Annotated in this window: 18 protein-coding genes; 13 read left to right on the forward strand and 5 right to left on the reverse strand. The window is 45.8% G+C overall.

Annotated elements, in window-relative coordinates:
* Nucleotides 1-4: 4 nt before the first annotated feature.
* Nucleotides 5-2584 (reverse strand): outer membrane protein assembly factor, encoded by a 2580-nt coding sequence (locus tag K1X61_11005; GenBank protein MBX7109165.1) that lies wholly within the window; start codon nt 2582-2584, stop codon nt 5-7.
* Nucleotides 2585-2594: 10 nt separating this feature from the next.
* Entirely contained in the window at nt 2595-3518 is a 924-nt protein-coding gene (locus tag K1X61_11010; GenBank protein MBX7109166.1) for an SdiA-regulated domain-containing protein, read from the reverse strand.
* 300 nt (nt 3519-3818) lie between these two features.
* Here K1X61_11010 and K1X61_11015 point away from each other — a divergent pair, with 300 nt between their 5' ends.
* From K1X61_11015 to K1X61_11035, 5 genes are all read left to right on the forward strand, one after another.
* Entirely contained in the window at nt 3819-6206 is a 2388-nt protein-coding gene (locus tag K1X61_11015) for a TonB-dependent receptor (GenBank protein ID MBX7109167.1), read from the forward strand.
* A 140-nt stretch (nt 6207-6346) separates the two neighbouring features.
* Nucleotides 6347-6832 (forward strand): DinB family protein, encoded by a 486-nt coding sequence (locus tag K1X61_11020; protein ID MBX7109168.1) that lies wholly within the window; start codon nt 6347-6349, stop codon nt 6830-6832.
* A 208-nt stretch (nt 6833-7040) separates the two neighbouring features.
* Nucleotides 7041-7403 (forward strand): sulfite exporter TauE/SafE family protein, encoded by a 363-nt coding sequence (locus K1X61_11025; GenBank protein MBX7109169.1) that lies wholly within the window; start codon nt 7041-7043, stop codon nt 7401-7403.
* 166 nt (nt 7404-7569) lie between these two features.
* Nucleotides 7570-8037 carry an FKBP-type peptidyl-prolyl cis-trans isomerase gene (locus K1X61_11030; protein ID MBX7109170.1) on the forward strand — a complete coding sequence of 156 codons (468 nt, stop codon included), beginning with the start codon at nt 7570-7572 and terminating at the stop codon, nt 8035-8037.
* Nucleotides 8038-8150: 113 nt separating this feature from the next.
* Nucleotides 8151-9047 (forward strand): hypothetical protein, encoded by an 897-nt coding sequence (locus K1X61_11035; GenBank protein ID MBX7109171.1) that lies wholly within the window; start codon nt 8151-8153, stop codon nt 9045-9047.
* Between the two features lie 51 nt (nt 9048-9098).
* On the opposite strand, the gene K1X61_11040 is transcribed toward K1X61_11035, so the two are convergent.
* Nucleotides 9099-10307 (reverse strand): acetyl-CoA C-acyltransferase, encoded by a 1209-nt coding sequence (locus tag K1X61_11040; protein MBX7109172.1) that lies wholly within the window; start codon nt 10305-10307, stop codon nt 9099-9101.
* A gap of 131 nt (nt 10308-10438) precedes the next feature.
* On the opposite strand from K1X61_11040, the gene trmD reads away from it, so the two are divergent.
* From trmD to K1X61_11075, 7 genes are all read left to right on the forward strand, one after another.
* On the forward strand, nt 10439-11113 hold the full coding sequence (gene trmD / locus K1X61_11045; GenBank protein MBX7109173.1) for a tRNA (guanosine(37)-N1)-methyltransferase TrmD: 675 nt from the start codon (nt 10439-10441) through the stop codon (nt 11111-11113).
* Between the two features lie 329 nt (nt 11114-11442).
* Nucleotides 11443-11781 carry a DUF1573 domain-containing protein gene (locus tag K1X61_11050; GenBank protein ID MBX7109174.1) on the forward strand — a complete coding sequence of 113 codons (339 nt, stop codon included), beginning with the start codon at nt 11443-11445 and terminating at the stop codon, nt 11779-11781.
* A 111-nt stretch (nt 11782-11892) separates the two neighbouring features.
* Entirely contained in the window at nt 11893-12213 is a 321-nt protein-coding gene (gene yajC / locus K1X61_11055; GenBank protein MBX7109175.1) for a preprotein translocase subunit YajC, read from the forward strand.
* 88 nt (nt 12214-12301) lie between these two features.
* A complete protein-coding gene (coaE, locus tag K1X61_11060; protein ID MBX7109176.1) occupies nt 12302-12898 on the forward strand; it encodes a dephospho-CoA kinase in 597 nt (198 codons plus the stop codon).
* Nucleotides 12899-13001: 103 nt separating this feature from the next.
* Nucleotides 13002-13961 carry an ABC transporter substrate-binding protein gene (locus K1X61_11065; protein ID MBX7109177.1) on the forward strand — a complete coding sequence of 320 codons (960 nt, stop codon included), beginning with the start codon at nt 13002-13004 and terminating at the stop codon, nt 13959-13961.
* A 2-nt stretch (nt 13962-13963) separates the two neighbouring features.
* The gene (locus K1X61_11070; protein ID MBX7109178.1) at nt 13964-14833 is read left to right on the forward strand and encodes an ABC transporter permease; all 870 of its coding nucleotides are present in this window, start codon (nt 13964-13966) and stop codon (nt 14831-14833) included.
* Between the two features lie 90 nt (nt 14834-14923).
* Nucleotides 14924-15688: an ATP-binding cassette domain-containing protein gene (locus K1X61_11075; protein ID MBX7109179.1), complete on the forward strand. Its 765-nt coding sequence runs from the start codon at nt 14924-14926 to the stop codon at nt 15686-15688.
* A gap of 12 nt (nt 15689-15700) precedes the next feature.
* On the opposite strand, the gene K1X61_11080 is transcribed toward K1X61_11075, so the two are convergent.
* Together K1X61_11080 and K1X61_11085 are read right to left on the reverse strand one after the other, a co-directional pair.
* The gene (locus K1X61_11080; protein ID MBX7109180.1) at nt 15701-16084 is read right to left on the reverse strand and encodes a YciI family protein; all 384 of its coding nucleotides are present in this window, start codon (nt 16082-16084) and stop codon (nt 15701-15703) included.
* 43 nt (nt 16085-16127) lie between these two features.
* Nucleotides 16128-16508 (reverse strand): DUF4920 domain-containing protein, encoded by a 381-nt coding sequence (locus K1X61_11085; protein ID MBX7109181.1) that lies wholly within the window; start codon nt 16506-16508, stop codon nt 16128-16130.
* Between the two features lie 234 nt (nt 16509-16742).
* On the opposite strand from K1X61_11085, the gene K1X61_11090 reads away from it, so the two are divergent.
* Nucleotides 16743-17144: a DUF983 domain-containing protein gene (locus tag K1X61_11090; GenBank protein ID MBX7109182.1), complete on the forward strand. Its 402-nt coding sequence runs from the start codon at nt 16743-16745 to the stop codon at nt 17142-17144.
* Nucleotides 17145-17154: the final 10 nt, after the last annotated feature.

Consider the following 17154-nt stretch of genomic DNA (forward strand, 5'->3'; position numbering starts at 1 on the left):
CTTGTTAAAACCACCATCCCAACTTGATATTAAATAGTCCGTGTGGCTCGTCATCAGAAACGGCATAGGTGGCCGAGAGTACAGCCAACCCAAATGGATTCAGCCAAACACCACCGCCATAACTGGTATGTATCACATTGGATGCGTCGTCATCAATCCAGACACGGCCATTGTCTAGCAAACCAATTACACCGATATCGGCAGGAAAAATATACGCATTAAAGTGAAATAGCTTAAGCCTTGCTTCCAGGTTATTATACAAAGCGGAGCGACCGGAAAACCGCTCTCCGCGCAGCCCGCGAACATTTTGATTTGATCTTCCGCCGATAATATTGGCCTGGTAAAATTCAAAGTCGCCGAGGTTATAGCCACCTCCAAAGCGTGTTGCAAGCACGAGCCGTTCGCCATGCCGGTCATAAAAATGATAATACAGGGAAATGAATCCGCGCAGAAAACCGAAATTGACGGTGTTGTCTTCTGTCTGTTTCAGGTAACCCGTATTCACTAAAAAACTCGTCTCAAAACGTGGCATGGTATCCTTCCGGAAAGGCTGATAGGTAAGCTGCGTGTTTATTCCCAGATAATGCTTGCGCGAAATATTATCAGCAGAGAGTGTAGGAAAGACCTCGCTGAAATTATCAATTGTATCAGGTGACAGCCGCGCCTGCTGATAGATGGGGCCGAACAAAAAACGCACATCGTCTTCCCCGCCTGCTTCCAGCGCCGGGTACAGCAGCATCTGATTGATCCGGAGTTTGTAATCTTCCACAGGAAATTCCTGTTTCGTTTCATTTCCATAACCGAAAAAATTCTGACGGTAGTTCGGTGCATAAACATTCGCACTCACATTAAGATCCAACTTACCGATCACATCTGTAAAGTCACCCTTATAGCCGAAATGAAAAGCACCGGTTTTCATAGCTGCTTCGCCGTCGAATGACTGCTTTGATTTGTAAGGAAATTTTTTGAATCCCTGCGTAGTTCGGGTAACACTCGCACCCAGAAATACACCATCATCGGTATTGTAACCAAACACCGGAAAGAAGCCGTTGAAATTGTATTCATAACTCCTGGTGGTGTAGCTATTAAATACCGTATCCGCGGAAGTATGATCGCTTGCTTCGGTTCCGGCATTAAGGTAGCTACCCGCATCACTGTCATACACTTTCGTGCGCTTGCCCCATCCAGCTGTCTGGCTCCTGTCAACCACACTATCGCTTCCCTCTCCGCCTACCAGCCTAAGCAAGGTATTATGGCCTGATTTTCCGGATACATCAAAAAAATCATCATCACCGAGGCCATATAAAATCAACTCGCCTGTTTCGCTTTTCGTGAAGGTACGTTGATAGAATGGCCTGCCTTTAACACCATTCTTCCATTGATAAACGGTTACCTCGGTTTGCCCTGGATCTGTTCTTTTGATTTCGAAATAGTCAGGTTTATTGGTGCCGGTAACGGTCACTTTCCTGGCCAGGAATGCATAGTACTGTCCGGCAATTGCCGGAAGGTTGTCGCGACGCGCTTTTAATGTTTGCATAATTTCAGGCGCCGTAAGTTTATAAATGGTATCCGGCCAGATCCTGAACGCAGTCTCTATGTCATCATCAGACAATAATTGCCTCAGCGTATCGGCGCATTGAAGCCAGTCGCTACGGGTCATGCGCGTCAGGAAGTTGTGATCAAAATAACGCGCTCCATAGTTGAACCACTTGGTGCTGAGCGGCATTGACTTGTAACGTTGCATTTTCCGGGTACTCTGCACATTCAGGCTGGCATAAGCAGGCAGTATGCCGTCGAAATTGAAGAAAGCCTGGTCACGGTCACGTGGTATCGGGCGAAACATCTTCCGCCCGTCGGGCAGGTTGAACTGCGCCCATCGCCATTGATCTTCATGACGGTCCCAGTCGCCAATCAGCATATCAAATAAGCGCGACCGCAGCACAAATTTTTCATCCACGAAATTGTCGCTGCTTTTCAGGAGGATGTTATAGAGATCAAAAGTGCCTGTCACTTTTCTGAAGCCGCTCAGTCCTTCTTCCACGCCCGCATTGTTGAGTTCACGTTCCTCAAACAATACTACCTGATGCTTAAATACCTCGCGGAAATCGCCGAGTGCCGGATCATCCGGTACATACAAAACCATTGGATTGGAATGATAAATGCCGGCGGGCTTTGCCAGTTCTGCCGCTACCAGGAATCCGTATGGATGCGATGCGGAAATCTGATCCTGAATGGCATCAGTTATAATGGTGTTGCGAAAAACACCTGAAACAGTTTTGGAAGGGTCTTTATCAATGGTGCGTATCACATACTGATTGCTGTCGCCACCCAGCAGGCGCAGTGATAAGGTCTGAAAACCGCCGCCGCGTTTCAGCGGTGTAAGCCCGCCTTTCATATGCTGCATATCGAGGTATTGCATGCTGATCGGTGCCGACCATACTGCGCGATAGTGATTACCCAATAACAATCTGCCGATAAACTGGGCATGATACTTATCACTGGCTGCGCGCACAATCACGCTGTCGCTGTAGTTGCGATCCTGCGCTCCGGCTGCCAGCATCACCAACTGCAGCAATGCGATCATAACAAACGATTTACTTCGATGGCGCATCGGGCCTGTAATTAAATTTCAGGATGTTACCATGACCATTACCGCCTTCATCTGCGATATACATGGTGCCATCATCCGAAAAAGTCATGCCTTCTGGCTGCCTGAACATAGACGGGTCGAGATTGACCATGTGTAATATTTTATTGTCACGGTTAATTACGAGCAACAACTTTCCGACCGAAGAAAGTATGTACAACTCATCTGTCACCGGGTGAACATGAATTTCTGATGGCTGGAAAGTCACATCACCTTTGCCCGGATCCAGTAAAGCACGCAGTTCATTGGTCATGAATTTATCCTTATCGTGCTGCTGCAGAAACTGCCGGATTTCGTCCAGTTTCACTGTGTAAGCAGGTATAGTTACAATTGCGTTTGAATGCAGGTCAAATGCATACACTGCTCTCATGCCTTTCATCGAAGCACCCGGCTTCTCCTTGCAGGCTATCAGTAAGCGGTTATTCTTTTCATCGTAACACAGGCCTTCCGTATCATTGTCTTTGTTGAGCGGTGTATCAAATTCTTTAGTCTTTTGATGCTTTGTATTAAAGTTGACGATGCGATGCAGGTTGCCGTCACTGCTTAAAACCCAGATGGTATCGTGCACATTGGCAACACCTTCATAATCCCCTTTTGATCCGAAGCTGATCTCTTCTTTCAGCGTTCCCTTGGCAAGATCATAGACATACACTATTCCCTTTTCATCCTGCACACATACCATTTTTGATTTCCTGTATAAATCTATCCCTGAAATTTCTGTCAGCGATTCAGGTAACTTGATTTTTTCAGCTGGCTGTGCCAGATCATAGGGAAAGTGATCAGCACTGAACGCTGATACGCTGTCCTTTTCAATGCCTGCTGCATCATCTTCTCCTGTCGGTGCCGGGTTGCCAGCACAGGAAATCAGCATGATAAGATTTAATAAACGGATAATTAAAACAGGCTGCTGCATGACCACATTTTGAATAATGAAAAATAAGAATTTCTTCAGGAATTGAATATTGCAATTACCGGTTAAATGATCGTACAATGCTAAAAAAATGGCTGCCTGCTGATCTGCCTGTCGGTAACCGGAATGGCATGACCGGCATCATTGGTTAAACGTTCCGGGAAGTACTGCGTTGCCACTTCAAAAATTCTCCAAAAAAATTTACCTTGACCGGCATTGTCAGCCTATTTATTCAGACATTAATTTCAAATTAACCCTTCCATGCTTAAAATGTATGACTACCGGGTATATAGCTATTTGAAAAGAGGACTGTTGATTGCTGCTTTAACACTATGTTTCCGTGTGCCGGCATCAGGCCAGCAAGTGAGTGTATCAGGATCCGTGAAAGATGCTGTCACCCATGAGCCCATGATGGGCGTCAGTATCAGTTTTGGAAACAACAACGGAACCGTGACCGACAGTGCAGGCAAATACAATATCGTCTTACCGCAAGGTGAATATACTGCAGTGTTTTCTTATCTCGGTTATGAGAATCAGAGCCGGCGGCTGAATATTAAGCCGGGAAACAGCATCATACAAAACATAGAAATGAACCAGGTAGCGAATGAACTTAACCTGGTAGTGGTAACAGCGAGCAAGTATGAAAAGAACATTACTAAAGAAACCGTATCAATGGAAGTGCTGAAACCCGAGTTTCTTGTTAATGCGAATACCATTGATCTCGATGAAGCAATACAGAAAGTGCCCGGCATGACGATGATAGACAACCAGGCCAATGTGAGAGGTGGCAGCGGTTTCTCTTATGGAGCAGGCAGCCGTGTGCTGGTTTTGGTAGATGGTATTCCGCAGCTTACCGGTGATGCAGGCGATGTGAAATGGGAGTTTCTTCCGGTAGAGAATGTAGAACAGGTAGAGATCATCAAAGGAGCGTCTTCCGTTTTATACGGTTCATCAGCATTAAATGGTGTCATCAACCTGCGGACACGCTATCCCACCAGTGTACCGGAGACACACATCACGGCTTTCCAGGGCATCTATCAAAACCCGCAGGACAAGGGGAAAGTATGGTGGGGAAATCAGCAACCTTATTTTGGCGGAGGCAGCTTTTTACACAGCCGCAAATTCGGGCAGTTTGATCTTGTTACGGGTGGTAACATCAATAACGACCATAGTTTTCACGAAGGGCAATATAACCTCCGTGGCCGCATCAATACCAATACGCGATACAGGTTTAAAAAAGTTGATGGCCTCTCTGCAGGAATCAACGTCAATTATATGTATTACCATTCGGGCACTTATTTTATATGGGCCGATGATACTACAGGCGCCTATCGTGCTTTGGGCGGACTTGATTCTGCCACCACTACTATTTCGGAAGGTAAAAATACCCGTATGACCATTGATCCGTTTGTAACCTATTTTTCCGGAAAGGGTGATCAGCACGATCTGAAGTTTCGCTATTTCTATACAAAAAACAATAACAATACAGACCAGGGCTCTGTATCAAATTATTACTACGGCGAATACCAGTATCACAAACATTTTAGTTTTGATCTGAACCTGGTGGCCGGTGCATCAACCAGCTATTCGGCGGTAAATGCCGAACTCTATGGAGATCATTCCGCCAGCAATTCGGCATTGTTTACACAGCTTGACAAAACTTTCGGTAAGCTGATCGTTCTGGCCGGATTGCGCTATGAAACGTTCAGGGTTGATTCCGTAAAAGGAAACTCTCATCCCGTTTTCCGTGCAGGACTGAATTATGAACTTACACCGTCTACCTTCCTCCGTGGCTCCTTCGGGCAGGGTTATCGTTTCCCATCTATTGCAGAAAAATTTGTGAATACCTCCGTTGGTGCGTTAAAAGTTTTTCCGAATCCGGAAGTGCAGCCGGAAAACGGATGGAGTTCAGAACTCGGCATCAAACAAGCTTTCAGAATCAGTAACTGGATGGGGTATGCTGATTTGGCCGGCTTCATGCAACGCTACCATGATATGATTGAATTCAAGTTCGGCTATTATCATCCCAACCCCATACCCGGTGAATACGATCTGAATTACCTGGGTTTCGAATCGGTGAATATTGAAAATGCACGTATCAGCGGTTTTGAATTTACCATGGTCGGGCAAGGATCTTTTTTTGGTGTGACCACGAATGTGCTGGCAGGCCTCACCTATATCAATCCCATCAATGTAGACCAAAAGGAATTTGTCGACAGCATCATCGATAATGATCAAACCCTTACACAAGAAGTCAAGGACTCGCTGCAGCAATCCACTATTCTCAATTACCGTTTCAGGACTACCATCAAATTCAACCTTGATCAGTCATACCGTAAATTCAGCTGGGGCGTTGAAGTACGCTATAACAGCTTCATGATTAATATTGATCCGTTCTTTGAAGGCAATGATCCCCTGATCATATATCTTTTTGGACAACCGACAGAATTCATTCCCGGCGTGAAATCGTGGCGCGAAAATCATCATCACGGCGACTACGTGGTTGACCTCCGGCTCTCCTACAATATCACTGATAACATACGCGTATCGCTCATCACCAAGAACTCCTTTAACCGTGAATACTCCATCAGGCCGGCATTGCTGGAAGCACCGAGAAGTTATACCGCACAGCTGATATTGAAAATGTGAAAGCGGATGCTGGCATCAGAGCACAGGCCGGTTGTACTGACAGAACGTATGCGGAATATTCATGGCAATCATTTTAACTTTGCGGCAATACTTCATCTGCTGCCGGAAAAGATAATAGTCAACATTCAATAAAACACATCATGAGTAAACACGAACTCTTTGTTAAAATGGCGCTTAGTGCATGGCATTCGCACAATGAAAGGGTGAATAAATTACTGGAACAACTTTCCGATGCGCAGCTGCATGCTGAAACGGCAGCGGGCCGCAATACCGGCATTTACCTGCTGGGCCATCTCACCGCCGTGAATGATGCATTGCTGCCACTGCTCGGCTTAGGCGAACGGATGTACCCGCAACTGGATGTTGCATTTATCGACAACCCGGATAAATCAAATCAGCGGATGCCATCCATCGCCATACTTAAAGAATGCTGGCGATCGGTGAATGCCCGGCTTACCGAACAGATGAATCAATTGTCGCCGGAAGATTGGTTTGCAAGGCATACAGCCGTGTCGGAAGAAGATTTTGCCAAAGAACCACACCGCAACAGGCTGAATGTTATTCTCAACCGAACCAATCATCAGAGTTATCACCTGGGACAATTAACCTATCTGCTGAAAAAGTAGTGTTGGTTAAAGCTTCACTTATACTGGTAACTATTGCTTTCTCATTCATTTCATACAGGAACATGTTTCGATAATCAACAATTAATGTTTCCAGATTCCTTGGGTATCCTGTGCTGATTTAAAAAAATTAACGCAGTTATTCAATGCCGTGTAGCGGTTATTCATCCTATACTAAACAACCATGATTCAAACAGCAAAATCAAGCTCCATGGACAACACACTTGTTATTCTCGTCATTGGCATTTTCGCCGGTGTATTCAGTGGCTTTATTGGTATTGGCGGCGGACTGATTGTGGTACCCTGTCTTGTCTTGTTTATGGGCATGGAGCAGCATGCCGCGCAGGGAACATCACTTGCCATGATGTTGCCTCCCATTGGCGTTATGGCTGTACTCAACTATTATAAAGCAGGCCAGGTTGATTTTAAGGTGGCTGCCATCCTTTGCATCAGCTTTGTTGCGGGAAGTTTTTTTGGCAGCAAGCTGGCTATATCATTATCCGCTGAGCAAATTAAAAAGGCTTTCGGCGTAATCATTATCCTCATCGGGTTGAAAATGATTTTATGGAAATGATGAACGACCGTTCTTCTTCCTTTCTGGCTATTCCGGAATCGTTGCCGGCAGGTTTCTATCCTTAGAATAAAGCGGTGAAAAACCAATCTCATAATGATTTACGGTTACAAATCACACATCAGTTGCGTCAACCATTTACATTTGCAGCGTCAAATAATAATTACAGATGAAGCATAAACCACTCTTTGCATTACTCGCCTGCATCATCATCTTTGGCTGCAATAAGAAAGACGGTAACTGTCCGGAAGTAACCATCACAGCGCCTTCCGCTGAAGTGGCCACCCTCAAGTCGTATCTGGATGCAGCCGGTATCACGGCGGTGGAAGATGACCGCGGCTTTTTTTATACCATCGCCAGTGCCGGCACCGGTGATTATCCTACCGCCTGCTCACATGTTACGGTCAACTACACCGGCAAGCTTACGAATGGAATCACCTTCGACGATGGCGATAATGTCTCCTTCTCACTCTCACAACTCATCACCGGCTGGCAGGAAGGCATACCGCTTATTGCTGAAGGAGGAAGCATTACGCTGTATCTTCCGCCAAGTCTCGCTTATGGTTCGGCCGCCAATGGCAGCATACCGGCTAATTCCAATCTCATATTCATCATTGACCTTAAATCCGTAAACTGATCAGCGCATTCCTGTTGCATCGCAGCTTCCGCGGTGTTGTCTTCAATGCTATTATATCTGAACAGGAACATTCATTACCTTCATTAAGCTCAATACAACAAACCAGTATAGCCATGGAAACAAAAAATTTTTTCCTTTCCTGCATGCTGCTGCCTTGCATTACATTGGCCCAACTACCACACTTGTCTTCCGGCACCCTGAAGCGGTATGAACACTTTGCCTCTCAAAATATTGATCCCCGTACCATTGATGTCTGGCTGCCGGAAAAATACACTCCGGAAAAAAAATATGCGGTGCTGTATATGCATGACGGTCAGATGCTCTTCGACTCAACGGTCACGTGGAATAAACAGGCATGGTGTATTGATGCCACACTGAATGCACTGGAAAGAAAGAAAAAAATCAGGAACTGTATTGTGGTAGCCATCTGGAACAATGGTGAAAAAAGGCATGCGGAGTTCTTTCCACAGAAAGCACTGAACTACCTTCCTTCCGGAAATTTTGACGAACTGAATCTGATGTTACGCGGCGGGCCGGTGGCAGACCGTTATCTCTCTTTTATCGTCAAAGAATTAAAGCCATTTATTGACAGCACGTTCTCCACACTGCCTGATCAGTCTAATACCTTTATTGCTGGTTCCAGTATGGGTGGGCTGATTTCACTCTATGCAGTCTGCGAATATCCGGAAGTGTTTCACGGTGCAGCATGCTTGTCTACTCATTGGACGGGCATATACCGGTCAGACAACAATCCCGTGCCAGCCGCCTTAATCGAATATATGCAAACGCATCTTCCTTCTCCCGCAGATCATAAAATCTATTTCGACTATGGAACTAAGGAACTCGACAGCCTCTATGCACCTTTTCAGGCAAAGGCCGATGCAGTGATGAAGAGCAAAGGATATACTTCTTCCAATTGGATGACAAAAGAATTTCCGGGAGAAAGTCATAACGAAACCGCATGGCGCAAACGATTTGCCATACCAGCTGTTTTCCTCTTGTCTAAGTGAAGAATTTACTGAACAAAAAAAACGGAAATTGCAAACAAAACAATTGACTCACTATACTCTTTCGAGTACAACTGCATATCCCTGCCCGACACCGACACACATAGTCGCTAAAGCATAACGGGCACGCTGCCGGTTAAGCTCCATTGCTGCATGGTAAACTATACGGGCACCGCTCATTCCCAGAGGATGTCCAAGCGCAATTGCACCGCCATTGATATTAATACGCGGATCATTGTCTTGCAGCCCCAACAGCCTGATGCATGCAAGACACTGCGCCGCAAAGGCTTCATTCAATTCAATTACTCCGATATTATGCAGGCTGATGCCGGCTTTTGCAAGTGCCTGTTGTGTTGCACCTACCGGGCCGATACCCATTGTACGCGGCTCCACGCCTACCACAGCACTGCTTACAACCCTTGCTTTAGGAACAAGGTTATATTTTTTTATAGCTGAATCAGCAGCAATGAACATGGCAGCAGCACCATCATTCAATCCGGATGAATTGCCTGCAGTTACCGTTCCATTATCTTTCTGAAACGCAGGTTTCAATTTGGCCAGGCCTTCCTGCGTGGTAAACGGTTTCATAAATTCATCTTGAGCAAAATTGCCTGCCTGTCCTTTCGCCTGCACAACAGATACCGGCAATAATTCCGTTTCCCATCTTTTTTGCTGCTGTGCTATGGAAGCCTTCTGTTGCGACCAGTACGCAAACTGATCCTGATCATGGCGCGTAATCTTATACTGCGATGCGAGGTTTTCCGCTGTAGCTCCCATGGTATCAACACCATACATCGCTTTCATCAAAGGATTAATAAACCGCCAGCCAAAGCTGCTATCATACATCTCCGCATCATTGCCAAATGGTTTGCTTGTTTTCGAAATTACCCATGGACCACGCGACATATTTTCCACACCACCCGCAATGAATACAGCGCCGTCGCCGCTCTTAACAGCACGGTTCGCATGCACCACCGCGCTCATGCCCGAAGCGCACAACCTGTTCACAGTCTCTCCGGGAACAGTGTGAGGCAGGCCTGCCAGCAGCAATGACATCCGTGCAACATTCCTGTTGTCTTCGCCCGCCTGATTGGCACATCCCATGATCACATCATCAATCACCGCTGTAGGAATATTTTCATTGCGTGCGATCAATGCTTTGATAACAAGGGCTGCGAGGTCATCCGTGCGTACGGAAGACAATGCGCCTGCAAAACTTCCGATAGGTGTCCTGATTCCATCGATGATATACGCTGATTCCATGCGCTGCGGACTGGATTTCATGAATGAAGACACAAAGCTACAAATTAGCCTTAGTCATGCGTGGGAAAGTCAATCATGCTGGTTATACCGGTGTCTTATTAAAATCTATTTTTACGATTGAATTTCACCACATGCGTATTGACATTATCACACTGCACCCCGAATTATTACAAGGCCCGTTTGCGCATTCGATACTGAAACGCGCCACAGGCAAAGGTTTACTGGAAGTGGAGTTGCATAACCTGCGCGACTATACAATTTTCAGCCACAAACAGGTAGATGACTACCAATACGGCGGTGGTGCCGGCATGGTGCTCATGATTGAACCCGTTGACCGCTGCCTTCAGCAATTAAAAAAAGAACGGAACTATGATGAAGTGATTTTCATGACACCAGACGGCGTACTTTTTGATCAGCCTACCGCTAACCGATTGTCGCTGCTTAAAAATATTATTATTCTCTGCGGCCATTACAAAGGCATTGATCAGCGTATCCGTGATCATCTGATCACAAGGGAAATCTCCATCGGCGATTATGTGCTCAGCGGTGGTGAATTGGCAGCAGCGGTGGTGGTAGATGCCATTGGCAGGCTTATTCCCGGCGTATTAAATGATGAGTCCTCTGCCCTCTTCGATTCCTTTCAGGACAGACTGCTCGCACCACCGGTTTACACCAGGCCGGAAGAATACAATGGATGGAGAGTTCCGGACATCCTGCTATCCGGTGATCAGCAAAAAATTGACAACTGGAGGCATGAACTTGCACTGGAAAGAACCCGTATCCGCCGGCCTGATCTGCTGCAGTGACAAACTGCAACACATTAAAACAATTGCCCTTGATTTATTTTTCACCTGCCGCCACATTACTAAAGTGAATCGGCATTATCCGTAGCAACCTTACAGCTGAAAGGTCAACCTGTTTGAGCTGCCTTGAATTTCGCGATCCGGCAAGTCTGATTCCGGTGGTTGGTTTTTAATACTGTCTTCATTTCATACCTTTGCGGCTAAAATTTACAATAGCAGTGAAAACAATTTCCTTTCTTTCCTTTTTATGCTTCTTCAGTCTCGCCTCCTGCAAACACGACGGCCGGGAAAATACTAAAGTGGATGGCAGCATCGTGCAAAATCCAGCTACAATGGCAGCAGATTCTGCCAATGAAGATGTTGCCATATTAACCTTTGAAACAACAGAGCATGATTTCGGAAAAATAAAAGAAGGTGATAAGGTCACTTACGATTTCCATTTTACCAATACTGGCAAAACACCATTGCTGATCTCGGCCGTTAAAGCCTCTTGCGGATGCACTACGCCTGAATGGCCCAAGGAACCGGTGCAGCCGGGTGCCTCTGAGAAAATTAAAGTACAATACGACAGCAAAGGCCGTGAAGGTGAATTCAGCAAAGGCATTGTGGTAACCGCCAATACGTATCCAAATACAATGACGATAAAAATATCGGGGGTGGTATTCAAATAACCAAACGGTTGTTACCCAATACCGGTAATGAGCTGTGTGAAGCAGCTTAGTTCTCCATTTCATTAATCATTAACCCAAAAATCAAACATGAATTTGCACACCATTTTTCTGATGTCACAGCCATCCGGTTCAAGCAGCGGAGCCGGATATATGAATTTAGTTTTGCTTGTTGCAGTATTTGCTGTAATGTATTTCTTTATGATTCGCCCGCAATCCAAAAAAGCGAAGGATCAGCGTATTTTCCTGGAGAACCTGCAAAAAGGCGATAAGATTGTTACGGTGGCCGGCATTCATGGCAGAATAGCAAAAGTGAATGACAACGGAACGCTTGAAGTGGAAGTAGATACCAATACCAAGGTAGTGATGGAACGTAGCGGCATTTCCATGGAATACACAAAAGCCATGCAGTCACCTGCAACGAATCAGAAGTAACAGTTCCGGGATAAACCGCCGAAAACCAACTGCGGTATTTCTTCTTCAATACCTTTGATAAAGCTTTCCTGAAACACAATTCGCAGGCATGTTAAGAATCGGCATTACCGGTGGCATCGGAACAGGAAAATCCACGGTCTGCAGAATTTTTGAACTGCTGGGCATCCCTGTTTTTTATGCTGATCAGGAAGCAAGAAGGTTGCTGGAAGAAGATGCGACCGTGATAGAGGCGGTAAAAAATATTTTTGGCGATTCAATTTATGAAGACGGCAAACTCCGCAAGAAGCAAGTGGCTGATATTGTCTTTCATGATACCGTGAAGCTGGCTCAATTGAATGCCATCTCGCATCCCGCTGTTCGGCTAAGCTTTGAATCCTGGGCATTGCAGCAGATCAATGCACCTTACGTTCTTAAAGAAGCGGCCCTCATCTATGAAACAGGCGGCGATGCCTTGCTGGATGCTGTTATTGCAGTGACGGCACCCGAGGCGCTGCGGATAGACCGTATCGTGAAGAGGGACCAAGTGCCTGAAAAAGATATCCGTGCCCGGATGCTTCATCAATGGCCGGAAGAAGATAAAATCAGACGCTCGGCATTTGTTATCAGCAATGATGAACAATTGCCGGTGATTCCACAAGTACTGGCAATACATAAAATGCTGTTGCAACGGCCAACGATTCCTTAAGCAAAACTCCGGCCGCCGTCTGTTTGCTGTTTGCTTTCCGCTTTTAACGCGGTACGCTTGTTTCATCGAAATGGTATATTTGTCCGTCATGAACAATAGTACCATGAAGAGATACATCACTTATTTTTTCATCCTCGTTTTTGCTTCGTGCAGCAACCCACAGGTGAAAGAGAAGAAGTTGCCGCCGGTCGTTGCGTTTCTTGATGCATTTGAAGATGAAACAATAGCCCTTGCCAAACAAGGTTTCTTTGCTGCATTGGCGGAAAACGGTTTTAGCAAAGACAGCGGCACGATCAGGGTTATTTACCGCAATGCGCAGGGTGATATTCCGACCCTGACACAATCCGTTGACTATTTCATTGCTGAAAAAGCAGACCTGATTGCAGCCAATGCAACACTGGCAACAATTACTGCAGCGCAAAAGACAAAGGATATTCCGGTGTGCATGATGGTGGCGCCTACTCCTCAGATGGCTGGCCTGACAGACAATGCCGGTCATCCACCCGCCAACCTTTTCGGCGTCTTTGAGACACTGCTCTATATTGACACATCTGTCAGTGTTATCCGGCAAGTGCTGCCCGGAGCAAAAACCATCGGGACTGTGTTCAATCAGGCTGAGCCACAATCGCGTGCCGCGCTGGCCGAGATTACAAGTGAGTGCAATCGTCTCGGGCTGACATTAATTGCCTTGCCGGTAAATAATTCTTCCGAAACACAATTAGTGATCAGCTCACTGCTCAGTAAAAAAATAGATGCCTTTTTTGCAATGCCGGACAATACCATTTTTGCGTCATTCGAGACGATTGTCAAAAGCTGTAATGATCAGAAGATTCCGGTTTTTACCAGTGAAGCGGGGTTAGTGAAAAGAGGTGCCATCGCTGCTTACGGGGCAGATTTATATCAATGGGGTTACCAGGCCGGCGAACAAGCCGTTCAATTTCTGAAGCAGGGCAACCTCGACGGTATTCAGCCTGAGCTATTAAAAGTCAGGAAGCGCATCTATAATGCCGCTGTGGCAAAGCAGTTCAACATCACCTTCCCCTCATCATTTCAGCCATTGTAATAATGGATTTTTATCTCTCCGCCTTACTGCTGGGATTAGCATATTGTGGAATGGGACTCGGAATTTACATCACACTTCGCATATTCAACATTCCTGACATCACCACCGACGGCAGCTACACTTTAGGAGCAGCGGTGACGGCAAGTTTACTTACAGCTCATTGGCCTGTTCCGTTAGTATTAATTGTTACACTGATGTCGGGGGCAATAGCCGGCTTTGCAACAGGCATGATTCACACAAGGATGAAAATTAACCCGCTGCTGGCAGGTATCCTGGTAATGACTGCATTGTATTCTGTCAACTTATCCGTGATGGGCCGATCGAACATTCCATTAATCAATACAGGCAGCGTTTTACAGTATGTTCAATTGTCCTCTTCTACCAATAACAACTGGCTGATTACCCTGTTGATGTTTTCAGTTTGTGCGTGGCTCCTGATTGCATGGTTGCTGAAAACAGATTTCGGCCTGGCGATGCGAGCCACTGGCAACAGCGAGACTATGATCCGTGCATTGGGTGTAAATACTTCGAACATGAAAGTGCTTGGGTTGATGATGGCCAATGCGCTGACAGCACTCAGCGGATTCCTGGTTTGCCAGTTTCAGCAATTTGCGGATATCAATATGGGAATCGGCATTGTTATTTTCGGCTTGGGTGCAGTGATGATGGGGGAATCATTACTTGGTTTCCTGAACGTGCAATCCATTCCCATCCGGCTGGCTGGCGTCATACTCGGCTGCATTGCATTCCGGATGATCATCGGACTGGCATTGACACTCGGTATTAATCCTAATTGGCTAAAACTGGTAACTGCATTGATAGTACTGCTTGTAGTCGGGTTACCAAACCTGAAAACAAAACATAAGACATGATTTGCAATGTCAATGAACAAAACTTCTAATCATACTTAAAGAGAATCGCTTCAGTAGAAATGTTTCATATTCCTGCAACCGAAAAAGCGCATGCTTCAACTTGAGCACATCACAAAGTACTTTCACAGGGGCGCACCGAATGAGGTGGTGGCACTGGATGATCTTTCGCTGACCATCAGGGATGCAGCATTTGTGATGGTGATTGGAAGCAACGGATCCGGCAAGTCCACACTGCTCAACCTTATTGCCGGCACCAGTTTGCCTGATCATGGTTCAATAGCGATCGACGGTAAAAATGTCACCCATCAAAAGGATTTTATGCGCAGCAGATACATTGCGCGCGTGTTCCAGGATCCGATGGCGGGCACAGCACCTGAACTAACAATACTTGATAATTTCAGGCTGGCTGCCTTACGTACAAAATCAAAAACATTCCGGACAGGCGTAACATCAGCATTCAGAAAAAAGGTGCAGGAACGATTGTCAATACTCAATCTCGGACTGGAAGATAAAACGGAAACGCTGGTCGGAAAACTTTCCGGCGGTCAACGACAGGCGTTGACTTTATTAATGTCGGTGATGGATGATGCAAAAATTCTGTTGTTGGATGAGCCGACGGCCGCATTGGATCCCAGGTCATCGGAAAACATTATGCATATTGCTGCTAATTTGATACAGGAGTTAAAACTTTGCACCATCCTCATAACACATAACATGCAATATGCCGTAAAGTATGGTTCACGCCTGCTGATGATGCAACAGGGGAAAATAGTACAAGACATTTCCGGTGCAGAAAAACAGGCACTCGATACTGCAAGATTATATGCCTGGTTCGACAATGCTGCAAAGGTATAGGCATTCTATGATTTAACGGAGGCATGTTCCCTTCATGGCATACCATGGATGAATTTCCACCAACAGCCTACCCGAGCGCACGGCCGGGTCTTCTTCAGCCAACTGTCGTGCTTCTTCTAATGAAGCGGTGTTATAGATACATATTCCGCGTATGTCACCATCTTCCATTAACGGACCTGCTATATTCATTTTTCCTGCATCAGCCATTTTATGCAGGTGCGCCATATGGCCTTCCTGAATCCGCGCAACAGTGGAAGAATCCTGCATACGGTCAGGGCCTTTTTTGAGCAGCACCATGTAATATGTTTTCATTTCGCCGTCTTTAGCCTCCGGCGATTGTCCATAAACTATGTTACCGCAAATGCTCAGAAAAATGATGATGATAACCCTTTTCATCAATGCTGCTTTTGTTAGGTGAATAAAGATCCGAAGCAGCAGGTTATAAAAAGACACCGCTGGCTTTGAAAGCGATTACCTTCGGTGATTGCGTGGAGTCTATATAGGCAAAACCCTTTGCTATTGCCTGCCGCCCTTCAACTTCTTTAGGTATATTGAACTGCCTGTCCCAGTCAACAAAGACTGCCGCGCCGTTGTCGTTTTTAAGATTCAGCCAGCAACCTTCAGCCTGGCATGATTCCGTTATCTCACCCTTCACGACAGCTTCCACCTTTTGCTGCCCTTCCATCCTCTTCATCAACTCTGCAACGGAAATAATCTGCACCGTGTCAAAAGTCTGCCCATAATATTTTGGTGGCGCAACCTCCCTTTTACAGGAAACCATAATACTCAGTGAAATCAGGAATGCAAGAATCGTTTTCATGGATTAAAAATGTGAGACCAAAATTAACGCAATAAGCCGGTTTGGCAATTATGTTTCTGCGGCCTAAAGAAACGTGATTCGATCATCTTCAATTTTTGATACCCTATTCAGGTGTGCATTATCAGCAGATGAAAACCATAATAATGGTAAACTGAAAAACCGCCATCACGTTCATCCTACTCATTCCCAACTATATTTTGTTGCTTTGCCATAAATTAAACAGCAGGAGTTGCGATGAAAAAGTCACGGGACAAGGAAAATCACTGGTACGCCTTCATGCATGCGAAATGCCCGCATTGCCATCATGGTGACATGTTCATCAACAAAAATCCATATGCACTGCAAGACATTACGAAGATGCCCGGCCACTGCCCTGTCTGCGGCATTTCGTTCTTTCCTGAAACAGGTTTCTACTGGGGATCTATGTATATGGCTTACGTTATTACAGTTATATCCTCAGCCGTAAGTGTAGTACTGTTAGGAATTCTTTCAGGATGGAATCTGCCTGTACTGGTTATTGGCAATGCGGTACTGCTGATTATCGGGTTTCCATTGTATTTCCGCTATGCAAGAGTTGTATGGCTGCAACTCAACATGCCTTTCAGCAAAGAGCTTTTTCTGAAATACCAGCAATGACTTCGACGTC

The organism is Chitinophagales bacterium, from assembly GCA_019694975.1.
In the GTDB taxonomy this organism is placed as follows: domain Bacteria; phylum Bacteroidota; class Bacteroidia; order Chitinophagales; family UBA10324; genus JACCZZ01.

What these genes read in the sequence shown, in the direction of transcription:
- K1X61_11005 (MBX7109165.1), bottom strand. Translation starts at nt 2,584, where the DNA reads ATGATCGCATTGCTGCAGTTGGTGATGCTGGCAGCCGGAGCGCAGGAT.
- K1X61_11010 (MBX7109166.1), bottom strand. Translation starts at nt 3,518, where the DNA reads ATGCTGATTTCCTGTGCTGGCAACCCGGCACCGACAGGAGAAGATGAT.
- K1X61_11015 (MBX7109167.1), top strand. Translation starts at nt 3,819, where the DNA reads ATGCTTAAAATGTATGACTACCGGGTATATAGCTATTTGAAAAGAGGA.
- K1X61_11020 (MBX7109168.1), top strand. Translation starts at nt 6,347, where the DNA reads ATGAGTAAACACGAACTCTTTGTTAAAATGGCGCTTAGTGCATGGCAT.
- K1X61_11025 (MBX7109169.1), top strand. Translation starts at nt 7,041, where the DNA reads ATGGACAACACACTTGTTATTCTCGTCATTGGCATTTTCGCCGGTGTA.
- K1X61_11030 (MBX7109170.1), top strand. Translation starts at nt 7,570, where the DNA reads ATGAAGCATAAACCACTCTTTGCATTACTCGCCTGCATCATCATCTTT.
- K1X61_11035 (MBX7109171.1), top strand. Translation starts at nt 8,151, where the DNA reads ATGGAAACAAAAAATTTTTTCCTTTCCTGCATGCTGCTGCCTTGCATT.
- K1X61_11040 (MBX7109172.1), bottom strand. Translation starts at nt 10,307, where the DNA reads ATGGAATCAGCGTATATCATCGATGGAATCAGGACACCTATCGGAAGT.
- trmD (MBX7109173.1), top strand. Translation starts at nt 10,439, where the DNA reads ATGCGTATTGACATTATCACACTGCACCCCGAATTATTACAAGGCCCG.
- K1X61_11050 (MBX7109174.1), top strand. Translation starts at nt 11,443, where the DNA reads ATGGCAGCAGATTCTGCCAATGAAGATGTTGCCATATTAACCTTTGAA.
- yajC (MBX7109175.1), top strand. Translation starts at nt 11,893, where the DNA reads ATGTCACAGCCATCCGGTTCAAGCAGCGGAGCCGGATATATGAATTTA.
- coaE (MBX7109176.1), top strand. Translation starts at nt 12,302, where the DNA reads ATGTTAAGAATCGGCATTACCGGTGGCATCGGAACAGGAAAATCCACG.
- K1X61_11065 (MBX7109177.1), top strand. Translation starts at nt 13,002, where the DNA reads ATGAAGAGATACATCACTTATTTTTTCATCCTCGTTTTTGCTTCGTGC.
- K1X61_11070 (MBX7109178.1), top strand. Translation starts at nt 13,964, where the DNA reads ATGGATTTTTATCTCTCCGCCTTACTGCTGGGATTAGCATATTGTGGA.
- K1X61_11075 (MBX7109179.1), top strand. Translation starts at nt 14,924, where the DNA reads ATGCTTCAACTTGAGCACATCACAAAGTACTTTCACAGGGGCGCACCG.
- K1X61_11080 (MBX7109180.1), bottom strand. Translation starts at nt 16,084, where the DNA reads ATGAAAAGGGTTATCATCATCATTTTTCTGAGCATTTGCGGTAACATA.
- K1X61_11085 (MBX7109181.1), bottom strand. Translation starts at nt 16,508, where the DNA reads ATGAAAACGATTCTTGCATTCCTGATTTCACTGAGTATTATGGTTTCC.
- K1X61_11090 (MBX7109182.1), top strand. Translation starts at nt 16,743, where the DNA reads ATGAAAAAGTCACGGGACAAGGAAAATCACTGGTACGCCTTCATGCAT.